13 protein-coding genes are annotated in these 18,395 nt (G+C 56.1%); 7 read left to right on the forward strand and 6 right to left on the reverse strand.

Annotation, left to right across the window (positions count from 1 at the left end):
- Nucleotides 1-71: 71 nt before the first annotated feature.
- The 3 genes from smc to E8D52_13105 all read right to left on the reverse strand — a co-directional run bounded on the left by smc (nucleotide 72) and on the right by E8D52_13105 (nucleotide 6,619).
- Nucleotides 72-3,824, reverse strand: coding sequence for a chromosome segregation protein SMC (gene smc / locus E8D52_13095; GenBank protein TKB67502.1), 3,753 nt, complete (start codon nucleotides 3,822-3,824; stop codon nucleotides 72-74).
- 107 nt (nucleotides 3,825-3,931) lie between these two features.
- Nucleotides 3,932-4,894 (reverse strand): 4-hydroxy-3-methylbut-2-enyl diphosphate reductase, encoded by a 963-nt coding sequence (gene ispH / locus E8D52_13100; protein ID TKB67503.1) that lies wholly within the window; start codon nucleotides 4,892-4,894, stop codon nucleotides 3,932-3,934.
- Between the two features lie 711 nt (nucleotides 4,895-5,605).
- A complete protein-coding gene (locus E8D52_13105; GenBank protein ID TKB67504.1) occupies nucleotides 5,606-6,619 on the reverse strand; it encodes an IS30 family transposase in 1,014 nt (337 codons plus the stop codon).
- 451 nt (nucleotides 6,620-7,070) lie between these two features.
- Here E8D52_13105 and E8D52_13110 point away from each other — a divergent pair, with 451 nt between their 5' ends.
- Nucleotides 7,071-7,772 (forward strand): response regulator transcription factor, encoded by a 702-nt coding sequence (locus tag E8D52_13110; protein ID TKB67505.1) that lies wholly within the window; start codon nucleotides 7,071-7,073, stop codon nucleotides 7,770-7,772.
- Between the two features lie 5 nt (nucleotides 7,773-7,777).
- Nucleotides 7,778-9,637: a cell wall metabolism sensor histidine kinase WalK gene (locus E8D52_13115; protein ID TKB67506.1), complete on the forward strand. Its 1,860-nt coding sequence runs from the start codon at nucleotides 7,778-7,780 to the stop codon at nucleotides 9,635-9,637.
- Between the two features lie 24 nt (nucleotides 9,638-9,661).
- On the opposite strand, the gene E8D52_13120 is transcribed toward E8D52_13115, so the two are convergent.
- Complete coding sequence (locus E8D52_13120) at nucleotides 9,662-10,654, reverse strand: ketoacyl-ACP synthase III (protein TKB67507.1); 993 nt, start codon at nucleotides 10,652-10,654, stop codon at nucleotides 9,662-9,664.
- A 140-nt stretch (nucleotides 10,655-10,794) separates the two neighbouring features.
- On the opposite strand from E8D52_13120, the gene bamD reads away from it, so the two are divergent.
- Complete coding sequence (bamD, locus tag E8D52_13125) at nucleotides 10,795-11,778, forward strand: outer membrane protein assembly factor BamD (GenBank protein ID TKB67508.1); 984 nt, start codon at nucleotides 10,795-10,797, stop codon at nucleotides 11,776-11,778.
- Nucleotides 11,779-11,902: 124 nt separating this feature from the next.
- Here bamD and E8D52_13130 read toward each other — a convergent pair whose 3' ends face one another.
- Nucleotides 11,903-12,649, reverse strand: a complete 747-nt coding sequence (locus tag E8D52_13130) for a cytochrome c biogenesis protein CcdA (protein ID TKB67509.1) — start codon at nucleotides 12,647-12,649, stop codon at nucleotides 11,903-11,905.
- A gap of 2 nt (nucleotides 12,650-12,651) precedes the next feature.
- Nucleotides 12,652-13,170 (reverse strand): TlpA family protein disulfide reductase, encoded by a 519-nt coding sequence (locus E8D52_13135; GenBank protein ID TKB67542.1) that lies wholly within the window; start codon nucleotides 13,168-13,170, stop codon nucleotides 12,652-12,654.
- A 351-nt stretch (nucleotides 13,171-13,521) separates the two neighbouring features.
- On the opposite strand from E8D52_13135, the gene E8D52_13140 reads away from it, so the two are divergent.
- From E8D52_13140 to E8D52_13155, 4 genes are all read left to right on the forward strand, one after another.
- Entirely contained in the window at nucleotides 13,522-14,670 is a 1,149-nt protein-coding gene (locus E8D52_13140; protein ID TKB67510.1) for a methionine adenosyltransferase, read from the forward strand.
- 125 nt (nucleotides 14,671-14,795) lie between these two features.
- Nucleotides 14,796-16,055: an adenosylhomocysteinase gene (locus E8D52_13145; GenBank protein TKB67511.1), complete on the forward strand. Its 1,260-nt coding sequence runs from the start codon at nucleotides 14,796-14,798 to the stop codon at nucleotides 16,053-16,055.
- A 362-nt stretch (nucleotides 16,056-16,417) separates the two neighbouring features.
- Nucleotides 16,418-17,533: a hypothetical protein gene (locus E8D52_13150; protein ID TKB67512.1), complete on the forward strand. Its 1,116-nt coding sequence runs from the start codon at nucleotides 16,418-16,420 to the stop codon at nucleotides 17,531-17,533.
- Between the two features lie 86 nt (nucleotides 17,534-17,619).
- A protein-coding gene (locus E8D52_13155) for an IS5 family transposase (GenBank protein TKB67513.1) occupies nucleotides 17,620-18,377 on the forward strand; the annotation gives its coding sequence in 2 pieces (ribosomal slippage) (nucleotides 17,620-17,935 and nucleotides 17,935-18,377; 759 coding nt in all).
- Nucleotides 18,378-18,395 lie beyond the last annotated feature (18 nt).

Here is an 18,395-nt window from a genome sequence, read left to right on the forward strand (position 1 = left end):
ACAGTGAAGAAAGGTGCGAGAACTCTTAATCCTTACGTTGAGCAGAAGCTTGTGGCGCCAGACGGCCGCCCCTACACTGGTTGCAAATCGCCGAGTCTGACGGACACCAATTTGGACACCCCTGGCTCCTCCATGGTGACGCCGAAGAGAGAATCAGCGATGCTCATCGTCCGCTTATTGTGCGTAATGACGAGGAACTGCGCAGTCTGCGCCAACTCCTTCAAGACCCCTGTAAACCGTCCGATATTTTCCTCGTCTAGTGGGGCGTCGATTTCGTCCAACAGGCAGAACGGTGTCGGCCTGATCAGAAAACTCGCAAACAACAGTGCCATCGCCGTAAGCGTCTTTTCTCCGCCTGACAGCATGGTGATGCTCTTCAGCCGTTTCCCAGGCGGTTGCGCCACAATTTCAATACCTGGCTCTTGATTACCGGAAGGTTCTCCATTTTCAGCAGGAGGTTCATCGACCAACTGCAGCTCGGCCCTTCCTCCAGGGAAGAACTGACCGAAGACCTCGGTGAACTTCTGCTGCAACTCTTGGTACGTAGCTGAGAACATCTCTTTCGTCGTCTGGTGAATCCGCTGAATGATTTCCTTCAGTGAAGCGATCGAATTTGACAGATCCTGCTCTTGGGCAGACAAGAATGTATGGCGCTCTTCCAGCTCTTGGTGTTCGCTGATCGCAGCTAAGTTGATGGGTCCCATTCGATCCATCCGGTCACGGAGCTTCTGCAACTGCTCTTTCAACTCGGCATCAGAGCGCGGCGCGGGCTCCTCTACGGCCATGGCCTCAGCCTCGTTCATAGAGTCGCTCGACTGCGTAGGATCAACGATCAATGTGAGGGGGTCAAGCTGATAGGTCCCCGACAATGTTCCTTCGACAGTTCCCAATTGGGTGCGGATTTCCGCTCGACGAACCTCAACGCTCATTCGAGCATCTCGCAGGACTGAAATCCCTCGTCGCAACTCTTCCAGACCGGACTCACGCGTTTGACTCGCCGCCATTTGTTGCGCCTGTCGCTCTTGAGCTGCGACCAATTCTCCCTTCACCCGCCCAGCGGTGACACTGAATTCTTGGCAGAGGCCCTCCTGACGAGTTTGTTCTGTCTGGCTCTGCTCAATGAGCCCCTTCAGACTGTTCAGGTGCTCACCCAATGCACGATGCCGATCTTCCGTCTCTTGGATCTGTTGTGTCACACGAGTGCGGTTCAGTTGCTCATGTTGCCGTTTGGCTCGCAAGCCCTCCGCAGTGAGCTTCGCCTCAGTCACATGCTCCTGGTGCGTTCTCATATTTTGATCGAGCAGCCCCAGTCGCTCGCGCACCTTCCCCAACATCATTTCCTGTCCATTCTTCTCAGCCAACCATTGACCCAATTGAGTCTGGACCGAGTGCGATTCTTGTTCCAACCGCTGACCTTCGCTGACACCGTCCTGAATTTCCTTCTCCATTCCAGTAAGTCGATGGTCAAGGTCATTCAGCACATGCTGAAGCTTCTCTTCATCCTTGCGCAGCGACAGATTCTGCATCTCGGCATCACGAAGCGCATCTCCAAGTTGGCGGCCCTGCTGGGTGAGCATCTGGATCTGGGCAGACACCATCTCTCGCTGTTGCTTGCTCTGATTAAGCTCCTCCAGAAGCACATGGCGTTTGGTTTCAAGGTCGATCACCTCTCGCCGGCGTTCCAGCAAACCCGGCGTTCCTTGAACCTGACCGCCCGTCACGATACCCGACGCATCCACCACTTCCCCATCCAGAGTTACTAAGATTGGACCGTTTGGAGCACTCCACACATGTTGCTCCCACAAGTGCATCGCCTGGTCCAATGATCGAACAATGACGATACGATCGAACAACGAATCACGAGCCGCCGTTCGGGTGGCATCGGTTTGGATCAGATCCACGGCGAGCCCGACCACGCCTGGCTGCGTTGCAATCGACGTCCACCAAGCATGAGTCCGTCCGCCTTCCCATCGGGGGCACTGCGGAATAAAGCTGCCTCGCCCAAGCGATTCCTGTTGAAGAAATCGAATCAACCTCTGCCCGACAGACGGTTCATCGACAAACCATCCTCTGACGCGCTCCCCCAACACCGCCTCAACCGCCCGTTCCATCCCCGACGGAACTACCAACCATTCGGCCACCGCATCCCGTACCCCATCACAAGACTTCAGGGCGGGGCCTTGCTGGATCCCCTGTCGACCGTAACCCATCTCTTCACGAACCACACCCTGCAATGCTTCAAGCCGCGAGTCCACTCCAGCCAGCTCTTCCGAGCGTCGTAAAATCACCGGATCCAACGACTGGAGGGCGCCCGTCGCTTGAGCCGCCTCCTCTTGCACGGTGCGTTGTTCTGTTCGTAGTTGCGAGACAAGGCGATCGGCCTCTCCATATTCCTTGCGCAAGATCTCGTAACGTTCGATCGCCGATTCACGTTGGTTGCGCAGCTCGTCTCGCTCCGACGACAAGCGAGTGCCGCGGCCCGCGAGATCTTCCATTCGCTTGGCCAATTGCGAGATACCTTGTTCAGTATTCGCAACAAGCACAACCAATTGCAGCACATCTTTTCGCCCTCGCTCCTCCTCCGCAACAGCCGCAGCCCGTTGATTGAGCAAGCGCGTCAGCTCTTCATCGAGTTCCCCGAGAATCCGATCCCGAATTGCCATCTCCTCTTCGGCCGACGTCAATGACGACTCGATGACGTGAAGCCCGGCGGCCAGCTGCTCTTGTGATCGAACTAGCTCCTCCAGCTCAGCTGATTCCTGTACCTGTTGTTGGCCGAATAACAACCCGCGGTTTCGTTCGACCTCCGCCGCCGTCAGCGCGTGGGCCTGCCGTTGTTCGACACCCGCCAGTTCCTCTCGAATCTTCCCGATAGAATCAGCAGTCGCAATCGCATCAAGACGCACTTGTTCGAGTTCTGTTGTCAGCCGAGCCAGGTCGACCGCTTTCTCAGAATCTTGTTGATCCAGGTTCAGGACATCAGTGTCCGCCTCCTGCAATGCCTGTCGTAAGACCCTGAATTCCCTCGTCAACAATATCACTTCGATTCCGCGCGCCTCACCCTGCAGTGTCTGAAAGGTCCGCGCCTGGCGAGCTTGGCGTTCCAAGGAATTGAGTTGCTTTTTGACCTCTGCCACAATATCTCGGACACGTAGAAGATTCTGCTGCGTCGCTTCCAACTTCCGTAGCGCCTCGGCTTTCTGTTTCTTATACCGGACAATGCCGGCGGTCTCCTCGATGAGCTCGCGCCTGTCTTGCGGCGACGCATTCAAAATCTGATCGATCTGACCTTGGGCAATGACCGTGTGTCCTTTGCTCCCCGCCCGCGTATCAAGCAGCAAACTACGGATATCCTTCAACCTGCAGTGAATCTTGTTGATGAGATACTCGCTCTCGCCGTTGCGGTACAAACGGCGGGTAATCATCATCTCTTGCGCCTCAGTCAGCTCGTTCGGAAGTCCCGAACCACCGTCCAGCTTCATCATTGCCGGATCAAGTCCACCGATTACCAACGACACTTCCGCCATCCCCAAAGGCTTTCGCAGTTCGGTACCGTTAAAAATGACGTCTTCCATCTTTTCACTTCTGAGCGTTTTGGTGCTTTGCTCGCCCAACACCCATAGGATGGCGTCTACGACGTTGCTCTTTCCACTTCCATTCGGCCCGACGACCGCCGTAACCCCCTCAGGGAATTCAATCTTGGCTTCCGCGAACGACTTGAAGCCCATCATGTTCATAGATTTCAGATGCATCGGCTCACCCTCGATTACGCGCAGATTAAGACGCGTGCTTGGGAAACAAAAAGTTTCCGGTCCTTGTACCATAAGGGTCCTTGGAAATCAAAAACAAAACACATTGAGTAGTGGAATGTATGACATGGCCCTACAATATATAGGGCCATGTGGGGATATAAAAGGAATGGCACCGCCAGCTATCCGGCGATGCTGGCTACCGGCTTTTTCGAGGATTCTATCTGAACCAGTTCCTTCGGCAAGAGAAACTCGACGTCTTCCTCGATCACCGTGAGTTCTTCAACCTCCGACGGTTCCGACGCTCTCAGGAATGCAACGACTTCTGTGACCAGGATTTCCGGAGCTGACGCACCGGCTGCAATCCCGACTGCCTTGGCCCCTTGCAGCCACGCAGGATCAATGTCGGCGGCTGAATCAATCAGGTACGACGGAATGCCGCATTGTTCCCCCAGTTCACGCAGACGATTGGAATTGGAGCTGTTCGGTGACCCGATGACCAGAATGACATCCACCAGACGAGACAATTCCTTGACGGCATTCTGCCGGTTTTGCGTTGCGTAACAGATGTCTTCCTGATGTGGCCCCTTGATGTTTGAAAACCGCTTGTGCAGTGCGCCGACAATGTCCCGACATTCATCCACACTCAGCGTCGTCTGTGTGACATACGACAGATTGACGGTGTTATCCACCTGCAGCTTTTCCACATCTTCCACCGAAGACACTAAATGAAACTTGTCGGGAACCTGGCCTAGCGTCCCGATCACTTCCGGGTGACCGGCGTGACCAATCAGAATTAATTCATACCCCTGGGTATAATCGCGGTTGACTTCGTTATGAACCTTGATCACGAGCGGACAGGTTGCATCAATCGCGTGCAGACGACGCTGATTCGCTTCTTCCCACACCGACTTCGCCACACCATGCGCACTGAAAATAACGACCGATCCCTCAGGCACTTCGTTCAACTCTTCCACAAAGACCGCGCCCTTTTGCCGGAGTGAGTTCACCACATGGCGGCTATGGACGATCTCGTGACGAACATAAATTGGAGCGCCGTACTTCTTCAGCGACAGATCCACGATATCGATCGCCCGATCGACACCGGCGCAAAACCCGCGGGGATTGGCAAGATAGATCATCATGGTTGGCGTAGCTCCTTAGGCTCAGATCCAGCATCTAGTCATGATACCCGAATCGGTAAGCCACGATACGTCAGATCCACCGGCCTCGTCAACAGAATTGCCGTCGTCATTACCCTAGCCTTTACAAACTGCTTTGCCAACTCCAGGCCTCGCATGAGCCTCAACCAACTCTTTCAGTACCCCCTAAGCTCGATCTGTCGCTGCACCAGTGATCCTGCAACATACTTACTCAGAAGTCAGTAATTTGAACGACAGCACATCCAGCATTCCTACGGGTTGCAGGGCTGTTTGTGTTGTCTAAGTTACTGACTTCTGAGTAATAGCCACAGTCACCGCACCTAACTCCCTTCCCTCCATTAGGGCATCCATAATGCTATCGATATGGATGCTATCTTGATGATCCCACCCGGACAGGTATCAGCCCAAAGCGCTCTTGGGAGTCATGCTCATGTCTTCGAATAACAGACCCACTTTAATGCCGCCATCACGCTGCTGACTTGACTCCCTCTACCACCCCTCGTACGCTCAATCTCTGTCAAAACTTCTGCTCGTTGTTTCTTCTTATGAAAGGAGACGCCTCGCATGGCTCAACGACCTTTTCAAACGGGAGCTGTTGTCAATCTGGGTGATGGAGAAAGTGCCAAGGATGTCGTCGTCTGCACCGTTCCTGCGAGGAAACGATTCGATATCAAATTTCTTGGCATGGCGGTTTCAAGTTCCAAGTGCAACGGGTGAATGATGGCGCAGGTGCGCATAGACTTCCAGCGGCGTGGCGAAGTTCAGACATTTTCTTGGGCGCGTATTCAGGCGATGGGCAATGGCGTTCAGCTCACGCTGGGTGTAGCCCGAGAGGTCCGTGCCTTTGGGCAAATACTGACGCAGTAGTCCATTCGTGTTTTCATTCGTGCCGCGTTGCCACGGGCTGTAGGGATCAGCAAAGAACACCTGAATCTTGAGTTGCTGCGCCAAGCGCTCATGCTCGGCCATCTCTTTGCCTCGATCATAGGTCAGGGTGTGGCGCAGCGCGACGGGCACGTGCCGGAGCTTCTTGGTGAAGCCGCGATAGGCGCTCTCCGCATCCGTGCCCTCCATTTTTGCCAACAGGACCAGGCGGGTCGTCCGCTCAACCAACGTGCCGACAGCCGACCCGTTGCGCGCCCCCTTGAGGAGGTCGCCTTCCCAGTGGCCCGGCACGGTGCGGGTGGCCACGTCGGCGGGGCGCTCGGCAATCGGCGTCATGTGGGGGATCTGGCCCCGTCGATCCGTCCCGCGCGCCCGAGGGCGACGCGCTTTGCGCGCCTGACGCAGGGCCGCCAGCAGTTCGCTCCGCAGGGTGCCACGGGGCAAGATATACAAGCCCGCATAGATGGTCTCGGTCGACAGCTGTTTCCTCATGTCGTCAGGATACGCGCGGCGAAGCCGCCCGGCAATCTGTTCGGGCGAGCAGCCCTGAGTCAGCTGTGTCTGGACGTACTGCCACAGCCAGGGGTCCACAAGTTTCCGCGGTCGCCGGGGCTGACAGGCTCGGGTGGCGGCCTGGGTTTGAGCGGTGCAAGCCCGGTAGGGTCGGCCCCTCGTCACGTTGCGGGCCACCTCGCGGCTCACGGTGCTGGGTGCGCGTCCCAACACCCTCGCCAGTGTCCGCACCGAATGGCCGTGGGCCAATCCCAGACTCAACGTTTCACGTTCGTCGGCACTCAGGTGGCGATAGGATCTTGTGTGCATGACAACACCTTAGCCCAGTTGGGCCGGTCGTGTTGCACTTGGAGTTAGAACTCAAGCATCAATGGTTTTGGGCACCCGAATCAACCCCTCTTCTACGCAATTCACGTAACGACACGATCAAGGGTCGGCATCTATCCCATTGCGCTCACCGGTGTGTCTGAGATAGACGAGCCAGAGTTTCCTGCGAGGTTTTATGGAAGCCAAGAAGCGATTCTCTACGCGGATCCCAAGTCCAACCTCGTCTTTTCAGTCGCGCGCAAGGACACCACAGGTAACGTCAGAGTATTTATTGACATCTGCGGATTGCTCGTCGATGTCTGAGTTCGGGTGGGAGTAGTATCCGGCAGTAGAAACCTACCAGTGACATCACTATCACTGAGTAGTCTCGAGCCGAGGTCTTCCCCTCAGTTACTTGACTCTCTCTCCCCTCCCCCGTACGCTCACAGTTCTTATGGGATTTTCCACGCACAAGAAAGTGCTCATCGTCGAAGATGAACAGGACATCCTGCAGCTCGTGAAACACTATTTAGAGAAAGAGGGGTTTCGACCGATCACCGCGATCAGTGGGCTCGACGCACTGAAGAAGGTCAAAGAGGAGAAGCCTGATCTGGTCGTCCTCGATCTGATGTTGCCCGAGATGGATGGGCTCGAAGTCTGCAAACGCCTCCGCTCCGTTCCCGATACCGCCATGCTCCCGATCCTCATGCTCACGGCGAAAGCAGAAGAATCGGATACGATTGTCGGGCTGGAACTAGGGGCTGACGATTACGTCACCAAGCCGTTCAGCCCAAAAGCGCTAGTTGCACGTGTCAAAGCTCTGCTGCGTCGCATCGAGCGTGCCCCTGCTAATGGCTCAGATCTGCACCACTATGGTGCACTCACCATGAATCTGGCTCGGCATGAGGTCAGTCTCGGAAAACAAGAGGTGCCGTTGACGGCAAAGGAATTTGGCTTGCTTGAGCAGCTGCTTCGGCATCGTGGCCGTGTGTTGACCCGTGAAGTGCTGCTCAATGCCGTGTGGGGCTACGACTACTACGGGACAACCAGAACGGTCGATGTGCACATCCGCCGGCTCAAGCAAAAACTGCCGCTCCTGGAAGACGCCATCGTGTCCATTAAATCATTGGGCTACAAGCTGAGGGATCTCGACTGACCAGGATGACGTGGTCGATTCGATGGAAAGTGACACTTGGCACGCTTGTGGCGGTTGCCTGTGGGCTGCTGATCGCCGGCGTGATGACGGTGCAGTCCCTTGAACAGCGGCATCTCTCGCAATTCGGTGATGCGCTGGAGGCAAAAACCAAGCTTGTCGAATACGGCTTTCAACCGCTGTTTCACCCACCCTCCACCCATCCGACTCTGTCCGCCTTACAAGAGACAGCACGCGACCTGGGCAACCGAGCATCTGCTCGTGTGACGCTGGTCGCCGCAGACGGAACGGTGCTTGCCGATAGCACCGCACGAGATGCCGATGTGCCTGCTATTGAGAATCACAAATCTCGGCCAGAAATCCAACAGGCCCTTTTCACCGGACACGGAGAGGACATCCGTCCAAGTCATACCACCGGCGAGCGCACCATGTATCGCGCTGTGCTGCTACGTCAGCCTCAGAATGCGGCACCGATCGCCGTGCGCGTGGGACTACCCATGGTCACCGCCGACCGCGAGACTTCAGAATTGAAACAACGCTTGTTTCTCGCGCTTGGAGTCGCCTTCCTCGTTGCCTTGATGCTTAGTGTCTGGTTGGCTCACAGCATAACCAGACCTCTCTCGGACATCGCATCGGCTGCCCGACAACTCAGTTCTGGCCATCAGACGATCCCGATTCGAACAACCGCGCAGGATGAAGTCGGCATCCTGGCCACGACGCTGAATGACATGGCAAGCCAGCTACATGCCAAGATCGACGAACTCTCGGAAGACCGCGCCCAGCTGCTTGCCGTGCTCACATCGATGGTCGAAGGCGTCATGGTCCTGGACTATCGCGGCCACGTGTTGCAGATCAACCCGGCGTTGGAACGGATGTTCGGCATCTCGCGCGTGGAAGCTCGAGGGCGCCCCTGCGCCGAACTGTTCCGCCATCAACAGCTCAACGACCTCGTGACGACCATTCTACGATCACCCGCGCCGTACGAGGATGAAATCGTGCTCCCTCTGACAGGACGCTGCCTCCAGATCGAAGCCTCCCCGGCAGGGGGAGAACGGGAAAGCGAAGCCTGTATCGTGTTGGTCTTTCATGACATCACCGAACTACGGCGTCTGGAGAAGATACGCAAAGACTTTGTGGCGAATGTCTCCCATGAACTTCGAACTCCGCTCACCTCCATCAAAGGCTACGTGGAAGCCCTGCTGGACGGCGCCAAGGACGACCCCATTGCTTCCGCGAAATTCTTGGAAATCATTCTCAAGCAAAGCGATCGGCTGAACCTGATCATCGAAGATCTGCTCGAACTCTCAAAAATAGAATCGGGCCGTGTCTCGCTGAAGGAAGAGCCACTTGAGCTACGTTCCGTCGTCGACCGGACGTTGTCCATGATCAAACCGATTGCCGATAAAAAGCGTCACCGTCTCGTCACATCGGTCGATCCGTCACTACCTCCAGTGGCGGGTGATGACGGTCGGCTTGTGCAGGTCTTGACCAATCTCCTCGATAATGCCATCAAATATACGCCGGAGGGAGGCACTATCACGGTTGGCGCCGCGCTGGCTCCCTCGATTGGAAATGCGGAGCCACTAGCCAGAGCGATCGAACTCACCGTCACCGATACCGGAATCGGTATCCCCGAAGAGGACCGACCTCGTGTCTTCGAACGGTTTTACCGCGTCGACAAAGCTCGGTCACGCGAGTTGGGCGGGACGGGACTCGGACTGGCGATTGTGAAGCACATTGTCGAGGGACACGGGGGACAGGTGTGGGTCGAAGCGAATCATCCCCAAGGCAGTCGTTTCGTGGTTCGACTTCCAGTCAGCGGTGGCAAGCGAGTGTCTGCTCAGTGGAACGAAGCAAGCAAGACATAAATGCCCGCTCCCGATCTATTATCGTTACCAGCGGAGGAGACTCGTGGCCCAGGTGACTCCGCCGCCAAAAGTACCCAGCAACACCAGATCATTCGGTGAGATGTTCCCGCCACGAACCGCATCATCGAGTGCAATCGGAAGAGAGGCTGAGGACGTATTGCCATAGCGTTCAATCACCGAGGCTACGCGCCCCTGATCAATACCCAAGCGCTCGGCAACTTGCGACAAGATTCGACCGTTTGCTTGATGGAGAACAACCTGCTTAAGATCTCCTGGACCGACGCCGAACTCTTTCAAGATCTCCTGCACCGCCTGTTCAATCCGGCGAATGGCTATCCGAAAGAGCGACGCTCCTTGCATCCGAAGCGAGTGCTCACGATTACGCAACGTATCGGAGGACAAGGGCATCCGTGATCCTCCGCCGGGGAGTCGAATGAGTCCATGGTGGGCTCCATCGGCATAGAGCCTGATCCCCAGAATCCCTCGCCACTCAGAAGTGCCAGCCTCTTCACCCCGCAGGATGACAGCACCGGCCCCGTCACCAAACAACAGCGCCGTCGAGTCATCCTGAGGATCGAGCGACCGAGACTTGACCTCTGAGGCCACCACCAGACAGGTCTTGGCCTGTCCGCTCAGAATCATGGCCTGGGCCATGGAGAGCCCGTACAAGAACCCCGAGCAGGAGGCAGACACGTCAAATGCCCCCACTGGCCTGCAGCCTAATCCTCGTTGGACTAAGCAGGCCGTCGACGGGAACGCCATGTCCGGAGAGGTGGTGGAAAGAATAATGGCATCGATTGAAGAAGGCGGACAATCGGCGGCATCAAGTGCCCGACGTCCCGCCTCGACGGCCATATCAGAAGACGCCTCGTGATCGCCGGCCCAATGACGCGTCTGAATACCGGTCAGCCGGTAGATCTGGGCCGGGGATACCCCTAACGTAGGAGCAATCTCTTCATTCGAGACGATCCGGGAAGGGAGATAGCTACCTGTTCCGATGATTCTTGAACGAATCATGACCGCTCGACACCGTCCGTTCCCCGCAAAAATGCTCAACCTTGCGATGTGCGGCCGGATTATAGGGAGTGGAAAGAGGCAGGTCAACCAAACCGCTCCTGCATTGATTTTAACCCGTATCCTTGCTATGTATTGAAGGTATGCCTCTTCATTCAACCCGAATCATTGCCCATCGACCGTCACGATCATCCGGACTCAGTCTGGCTGTATATCTTGGTATTGGCTCACTGTTCATCACGTCGTGTGCCGGCGATATCGGCACAAGTGACGTTCGAAGCGGGATCAAGAAGGTCTTCAGCAGCACAGACGAGCAAATATTTCTCGGAGATACTGTTGAGAACCACTACCACCCCAACATCATCATGAAGCGGGGAGAGGCCTATTTCGAGAAAGAGGAGTATGCGGAGTCCTTAGTCGAGTACAAACACTTTCTGGAACTCCATCGCAATCACGTCCTGGCTCCGTACGCAGCATTTAGGATCGGGGAAATTCATGTCAAGATGGCGAAGACCATCGATCGTGATCCTGAACCGATGCACAAGGCCATCACTGCATTCGAACAGATGAGAAAAGAGTTCCCCGGTAGCCGCTATGACAGCCAGGCGCTGCAGAAACTCGAGGAATGCCATGATTGGATCGCGCAGATGCATCTCTTCGTGGGACAATTCTATTACCGGCGGGGCTCCTACCTTGCTGCGACGCATCGGTTTCAGCAAATCCTCAAGGCCTATCCTGATAGGCCCATCGCCGCAGAAGCCCTGTACTCCCTTGCGAAGGCGTACCATGAAATGGGTGCCGACGATTGGGCCAGGGAGAATCTCGTCGTCTTAGTCGACAAGTATCCGAACAGTACCGCCTCAGGAGCCGGAAAGAGCTTGCTCGAGAAAATCGGCGGGGCCCAACCGAATACGCTCCTCGCGCAAAAATCGGAATCAGTTCCCCTTTCCGACGCAGGCCCAGGGATGGTCCGAAGCAACCGACCGGCCGTTAGTCCATCGCCCGCTCCAACAATAATGGGAACACTCGGCATTCCTGCATCACTCGACTCTTTCAGCGCTTCCGCTTCTACTGCCACGACACTGGGGCAAGGCTTTACAGCCTGCCGTCTCGGTGCCTGGTGCTGATTTAGCTGAGTAACGCCAATATACAGCCATCAATACCGCATCTCCGCTGGATAAGTGGAGATGGGAGTGGTGTGATCCAGACTGCTCGTGAGCTGACGACTGGTTGCTGAAAGCTGATGCCTATCTACTGGCCGAAGTACCAGCCGATCCCATATTGCTCCAAGAAGCTTGTCACCATCGTCAGCGAATTGGCATAGATCATCACGCCGACCAGGATCAGCAGGACTCCACTCACGGTCGACACGCCCCACAGATACGCCCGCACTTCCTTGAAATAGGCCAGAAACCGATCGACCCCCAATGCCGTAAGAAACAGCGGCAAGCCCAACCCCAACGAGTAAAAGGTCAGCAACACGACCCCACTAAAAAGAGAGTCGGTCGTGCTGGCATAGAGAAGAATGGACCCCAGCACTGGCCCGACACAGGGAGTCCAACCGGCGGCGAAGGCAACCCCGATCAAGAATGACCCCAGGTACCCGGCAGGTCGATTACGGAATTGATACCGCTGCTCCATCTTGAGGAACTTCAAGTTCAAAATTCCGAGCAGATAGAGCCCAAATACGATAATCAACACGCCACCGATACGACGGATGAGATCTTGATAAGTGATCAGGATCTGGCCGAGAAAACTCGCTGAAGCCCCGAACGCAATAAAGACCGATGAAAACCCCCCGATAAACAACAAGGAGTTCACAACGATGGCCTTCCGAAACTTCACTCGTTCAGACGCATCGGTCAACTGCTCAACGGACAGGCCGGTAATGTAGGAAATATAGCTCGGCACCAACGGCAACACGCATGGGGATACAAACGAAAGAAGCCCCGCTGAAAAAGCGGCAATGAGCGAAATCTGTGGGATGGATTGTGTCATGGCTACGACTTCATCAGTTCTTGAATGAGGTCACGGGCCTCCGGAGAACCCCAATCACGTGCACCGAAAATCTTTTGTCGCACGATGCCTCGACGATCGACCATAAACGTGAGCGGAAGCGAACGGGCCCCGTACGTGAGGCCTACGCGGTATTCCGAGTCATGAAGAATGGGAAACGTGAACCCCATTTCTCGCTGAAACGGACGGGTGACCGCAGCGCCCTGTTGATCCGTCGACACGGCCAAGATCTCGAACTCCCTTCGCGGCAACGTGCGGTACAGCTGTTCCATCGCCGGCATCTCGATACGGCAGGGTCCGCACCACGTCGCCCAAAAATTCAGCAGGACGACTTTCCCTCTGAGCTGAGACAAGCTGACAACGTTACCGGCAAGGTCCCGCAACATAAAGTTCGGTGCTTCGTCACCAACTTGGACAATGCCACGCTCGAAGCCTGGCCGTGTTTTCGGTTGGGGTGATTCTGCCTCGGAGAACGATGCCGTGCAAAACACACCAACTGCCATGAAGGTGACAACCAACGCCGCTCGATGAAGTGTCATGTTGATACATGAATGGGCACGGTCTTCGTCTGCCGTCACTATAGCCATGGTTACTTCAAACAAACTCTCTTACCTCAGCCATCGGCAGGTTCTCGTGCTCGCAGGGTATGTTACAAGTCCACAAAAACCTGAGTCAAGCAAGCGGCGAGTGACAAATTTCTTCCCCTACGCTCGAAGTGATGGACAAAGCCGACTGATCTCTCTAGAATTGCCAAGGTTTGTGCGGGGTCTGTCACTCGGCACCACTCGTCACATCCACTAATCAGCAAACACAGCAACGCTGGCTTTCCATAAACCTGAACCCACGAGGGGCACATGCGAGACAATTTCTTATTTACTTCAGAATCGGTCACTGAAGGACACCCGGATAAGATTGCCGACCAGATTTCCGACGGCATCTTGGACGCCATCATTGCGCAGGATAAATATTCCCGCGTCGCCTGCGAAACCATCCTGACCACGGGTATCGCCCTGGTAGCGGGCGAAATCTCAACCAAGGCGTACGTTGAAATCCCAGATATTATCCGTGACGTCATCAAGGACGTCGGCTATTGCGATGCGTCGTGGGGATTCGACTATCATACCTGCTCGGTGCTCACCGCTATCCACCAGCAATCTGCTGATATCTCGATGGGCGTGGATTCCGGAGGAGCCGGTGATCAGGGCTTGATGTTCGGCTACGCCACCAATGAAACGGATGAGCTCATGCCAATGCCCATCGTCTTGGCTCACCGGCTGACCAAGCGGCTGGCAGAGGTGCGCAAAAAGAATCTTCTTAAGTGGGTACGACCCGACGGCAAATCCCAAGTGACGGTCGAGTACAAAAACGGCAAGCCTGTGCGAATCGACACGATCGTCGTCTCCACGCAACACAGCCCTGATGTCACCAGTAAGCAGATTGAGCGTGAAATTATGGAAAAGGTCATTAAACCTGTGATGCCGAGAGGGCTCTATAATCCGACCAGCGTGAAGCATCACATTAACCCCACCGGCCGTTTCGTCGTTGGCGGCCCGATGGGGGACACGGGACTTACAGGCCGGAAAATTATCGTCGATACCTACGGTGGACACGGCAGTCACGGGGGTGGCGCATTCTCAGGTAAGGATCCCACAAAGGTGGACCGATCCGCCTCGTATATGGCTCGCTATATCGCCAAGAATCTGGTCGCCGCCGGCTTGGCCGGCAAGTGTGAAGTGCAGCTGGCCTACGCAATCGGGGTTGCCGATCCGGTGTCTGTCCTCGTCGACACCAAGGGCACTGAAAAGGTGTCGGTCGATATTCTCGATAAGCTCGTGCGGAAACATTTCCCCTTGACTCCGCGCGGCATCATCGATCATCTCAAGCTCCGCAGACCGATTTTCAGAAAGACCGCGGCATACGGCCATTTCGGTCGCACCGAACCTGAGTTCACGTGGGAGAAAACTGACAAGACGAAGGCACTGCGCAAAGACGCCGGGCTGTAAGCGCCCTGGGTGTAGCATGTTGGCAAGGGGGACGGGTTCTCCACCCGTCCCCCTTTGCATGATGGCGAATGATAACCATTAACCGTTGACGAATGTCGATGAGCATTTCCGAGAAGGAGGGTGTCGTGGATTACGATGTCAAAGATATCAAGCTGGCAGACCAGGGTCGATTAAAGGTTGAATGGGCTGAAGCCACGATGCCCGTATTGCGACTCATTCGCAAACGCTTCAAGCGGGAGCAGCCACTGAAAGGTGTGCGAGTCACAGCTTGCCTGCACGTCACGACGGAAACCGCGAATCTGGCCATCACGTTGAAAGCTGGCGGAGCCGATGTCCGTCTCTGTGCCTCCAATCCACTCAGCACGCAGGATGACGTTGCTGCGGCCCTGGTGCAACATGAAGGCATTCCAACCTTTGCCATCAAGGGTGAAGACAATGCCACCTACTATCGCCATATCGAATCCGCCATCGCGCACCGCCCCCATGTCACCATGGATGACGGGGCCGACGTCGTCTCACATCTGCATTCCAAGCGAAAAGAACTGTTGAAGAATGTGATCGGCGGCACGGAAGAAACCACCACCGGTGTGATCCGCTTGCGCAGCATGGCTGAAAAGAAGGTCCTCAAGTTTCCCGTCATCTCCGTCAATGACGCCGACACGAAACATATGTTTGATAACCGCTACGGCACCGGGCAATCCACCATGGATGGCATCGTGCGTGCCACCAACCGGCTGATCTGTGGGTCCGTTGTCGTTGTCGTCGGGTATGGCTGGTGCGGGCGCGGGATCGCCATGCGGGCCAAGGGCATGGGCGCTGACGTGGTCGTGACCGAGATCGACCCATTGAAGGGTCTTGAAGCGTTGATGGATGGCTTCCGCGTCATGCCGATGGAACAGGCTGCGCTCATCGGAGATTTCTTTGTCACCGTCACCGGGAACCTGCATGTGATCCGTGGCGAGCATTTCGCGGCCATGAAAGACGGGGCCATTGTCTGCAACAGTGGGCACTTCAACGTGGAACTCGATATCCCAGCTCTCGAAAAACTGGCCAACAAGCGTCGGGTGGTTCGTACTGGCGTGGAACAATTTACGCTGAAGAAGACTGGCCATCGGGTCAGCTTGCTCGGTGAAGGCCGACTCGTGAACCTCGCCACCGCTGAGGGCCACCCCTCAAGCGTCATGGACATGAGCTTTGCTAACCAGGCGCTCGGCGCAGAATATCTCGTGAAGAACTACAAGATACTGGAGAAGAAGGTGTATCCGGTGCCGGCAGTGATCGATAAGGAAATTGCTCGGCTGAAGCTGGCTGGCATGGGCGTGAATATCGATACCCTGACGAAGGAACAGAAGAAGTATCTTGCATCCTGGGAAATGGGCACGTAACAGGATGCTGAAAATGGCACCCAGCGTCGTTCTCAGTCGCTCGTCTCCCTGCAACGTACCGCAAGGGTACGCTTCGGTCGTCGAGCTCCCTGCGGCCTAGCTGGGATGCCATTTTGAGCATCCTGATTCGGATGGTTCTCGGTGAATACGCGCAGTTGAGAGCGCCCACGCCACACCTGCAAAATTTGGGAAAAACATGAAGGCCGCCTCAACTGAGGCGGCCTTTGTTATTCGTCGCGCTCATTCCTATGAACCGATGCATGACCTTGACCAGCTCCCGCACTCCTACGGCGTGTGAAGCAGGAGAAGAGGCTGATTGCAATCTCCGGCTAGAGTGGTAGAGTGAGGCCCAGGAGGCCTCTGTGAACTCCCACGCATCCCAACCGCTGTCGCTTGCAGATTTTGAGATTTCCCCTGAGCGGGGTTTCCTGCCATCGGATCCTTGTGAAACTCTGCCCGACTCTCCCACGCTGAACCATCTCGGCCGCGAGATGCCGAAGCTGTTGAGTGCGCGGCGGGTTCGGCAGTGTATCGACGAACAACCGTCGTTGCTTTCCTCCATTCCACCCAGTTGGCATGATAACGAATACCGAGCCGCGATGCGAATCCTGTCATTCGCAGGCCATGCCTATGTCTGGGAAACGCCGGGGCAGCCGGCCACCAAGCTCCCCTCCCACCTCGCCCAGCCATGGTATGCGATCGCCAAGAGGCTCGGCCGCCCGCCCATCCTGTCCTATGCCTCCTACGCCCTGGACAACTGGCGCCGACTTGACCAGACGAAGCCGATTCAGCTCGACAATATCGTGCTGCTGCAGAATTTTCTCGGTGGTTTGGACGAAGAGTGGTTCGTCGTCGTCCATATCCAGATTGAGAAGCAAGCGGGGCCTGGCCTGGAGGGCCTGTTGCAGGCGATCAATGCGGCTTCAAAAGGGAATGACGATGAGGTGCTATTAGGGTTACAGGCGTTGGCGTCCGCGCAAACCGCCATGCGGGACACGCTGCTCCGCATGAAGGAGCGCTGCGATCCCTATGTGTATTACACCCGCGTGAGACCCTACATCCACGGCTGGAAGAATAGTCCGTCCCTGCCCGAGGGGCTCATCTATGACCACGTCGAGGCCTATGCGCAACAGCCGCAGCAGTTTCGTGGCGAGACCGGCGCACAGAGCTCAATCGTGCCTTGTTTGGACGCGGGACTGGGCATCCGCCATGCGCCCGATCCGCTGACGGTCTATCTACAAGAAATGCGGGAGTACATGCCACCTACCCACCGCGCCTTCCTTCAGGCCCTTGAGATTCGGACTGACGATCAGGGTCGCGCCCTGCTATCTGGGTATGTTCATGACCGAAAGCAGCGGCACCCTAAACTGTGGTCCGCCTATTGTGCCTGTGTTGACCTTCTGGCCCAGTTCCGGGAGATCCACATCGGCTACGCCGACAGCTACATCAATCGTCAGAACCAGACTAGGGCCTGTTAACGCTACCGTAAGCCTTCGACGATCAAGGCGAAGTGAATGCTAGGGCCTGTTAACACTACTGACCCTGTTTATGCGATACTGCGCATATGGAACTCACCGAGGCACAGTATCGTCACATCGAGCGATGCTTGCCGACCCAACGCGGCAACGTCACGCTCGACAATCTGCGGGTCCTGAACGCGATCTTGTACGTCGCCGAGCAAGGCTGCAAATGGCGTGGCCTCCCCAAGCAGTTCGGGAACTGGCACACGATCTATACGCGCATGAACCGGTGGGCGAAGAGCGGCGTGCTGGATCGTGTCTTTACCCAGTTGCAACAGGCTCAGATCATCCGCGTGAAGATCGAGGCTGTGGCGTTGGACAGTACGATCGTCAAGGTCCATCCGGATGGGACAGGGGCATTAAAAAAAACGGTCCGCAAGCCTTGGGTCGATCCCGCGGCGGGTGGACCACCAAGATTCATTTGGTTGCCGCGGATGCTCGAACGGCCCTGACATTTGCCCTATCACCGGGCCAGGCTCACGATGCCCCTGAGGGACGCACGCTGCTGCATCGCTTTGGGAAACGGTCGCACCCGATCCCCTTGCTCATGGATCGAGCGTATGAAGGCGATGAGACCCGACAGCTGGCCGTGGAACTCGGGTATGTCCCGGTGGTGCCCCCTAAAAACAATCGCCGCACGCCATGGGACTACGATCGCGCCCTGTATACACGCCGCAATGAGATCGAACGGTTGTTCCGCCGGCTCAAAGGATTTCGGCGCCTCTTCTCGCGGTTTGACAAGCTCGATGTCATGTTCGTCGCGTTCATTCACTTCGCCTTGATCGTCGAAGGCTTACGGTAGCGTTAACAGGCCCTAGTC

It is taken from the genome of Nitrospira sp. (assembly GCA_005116745.1).
Lineage (GTDB): Bacteria > Nitrospirota > Nitrospiria > Nitrospirales > Nitrospiraceae > Nitrospira_D.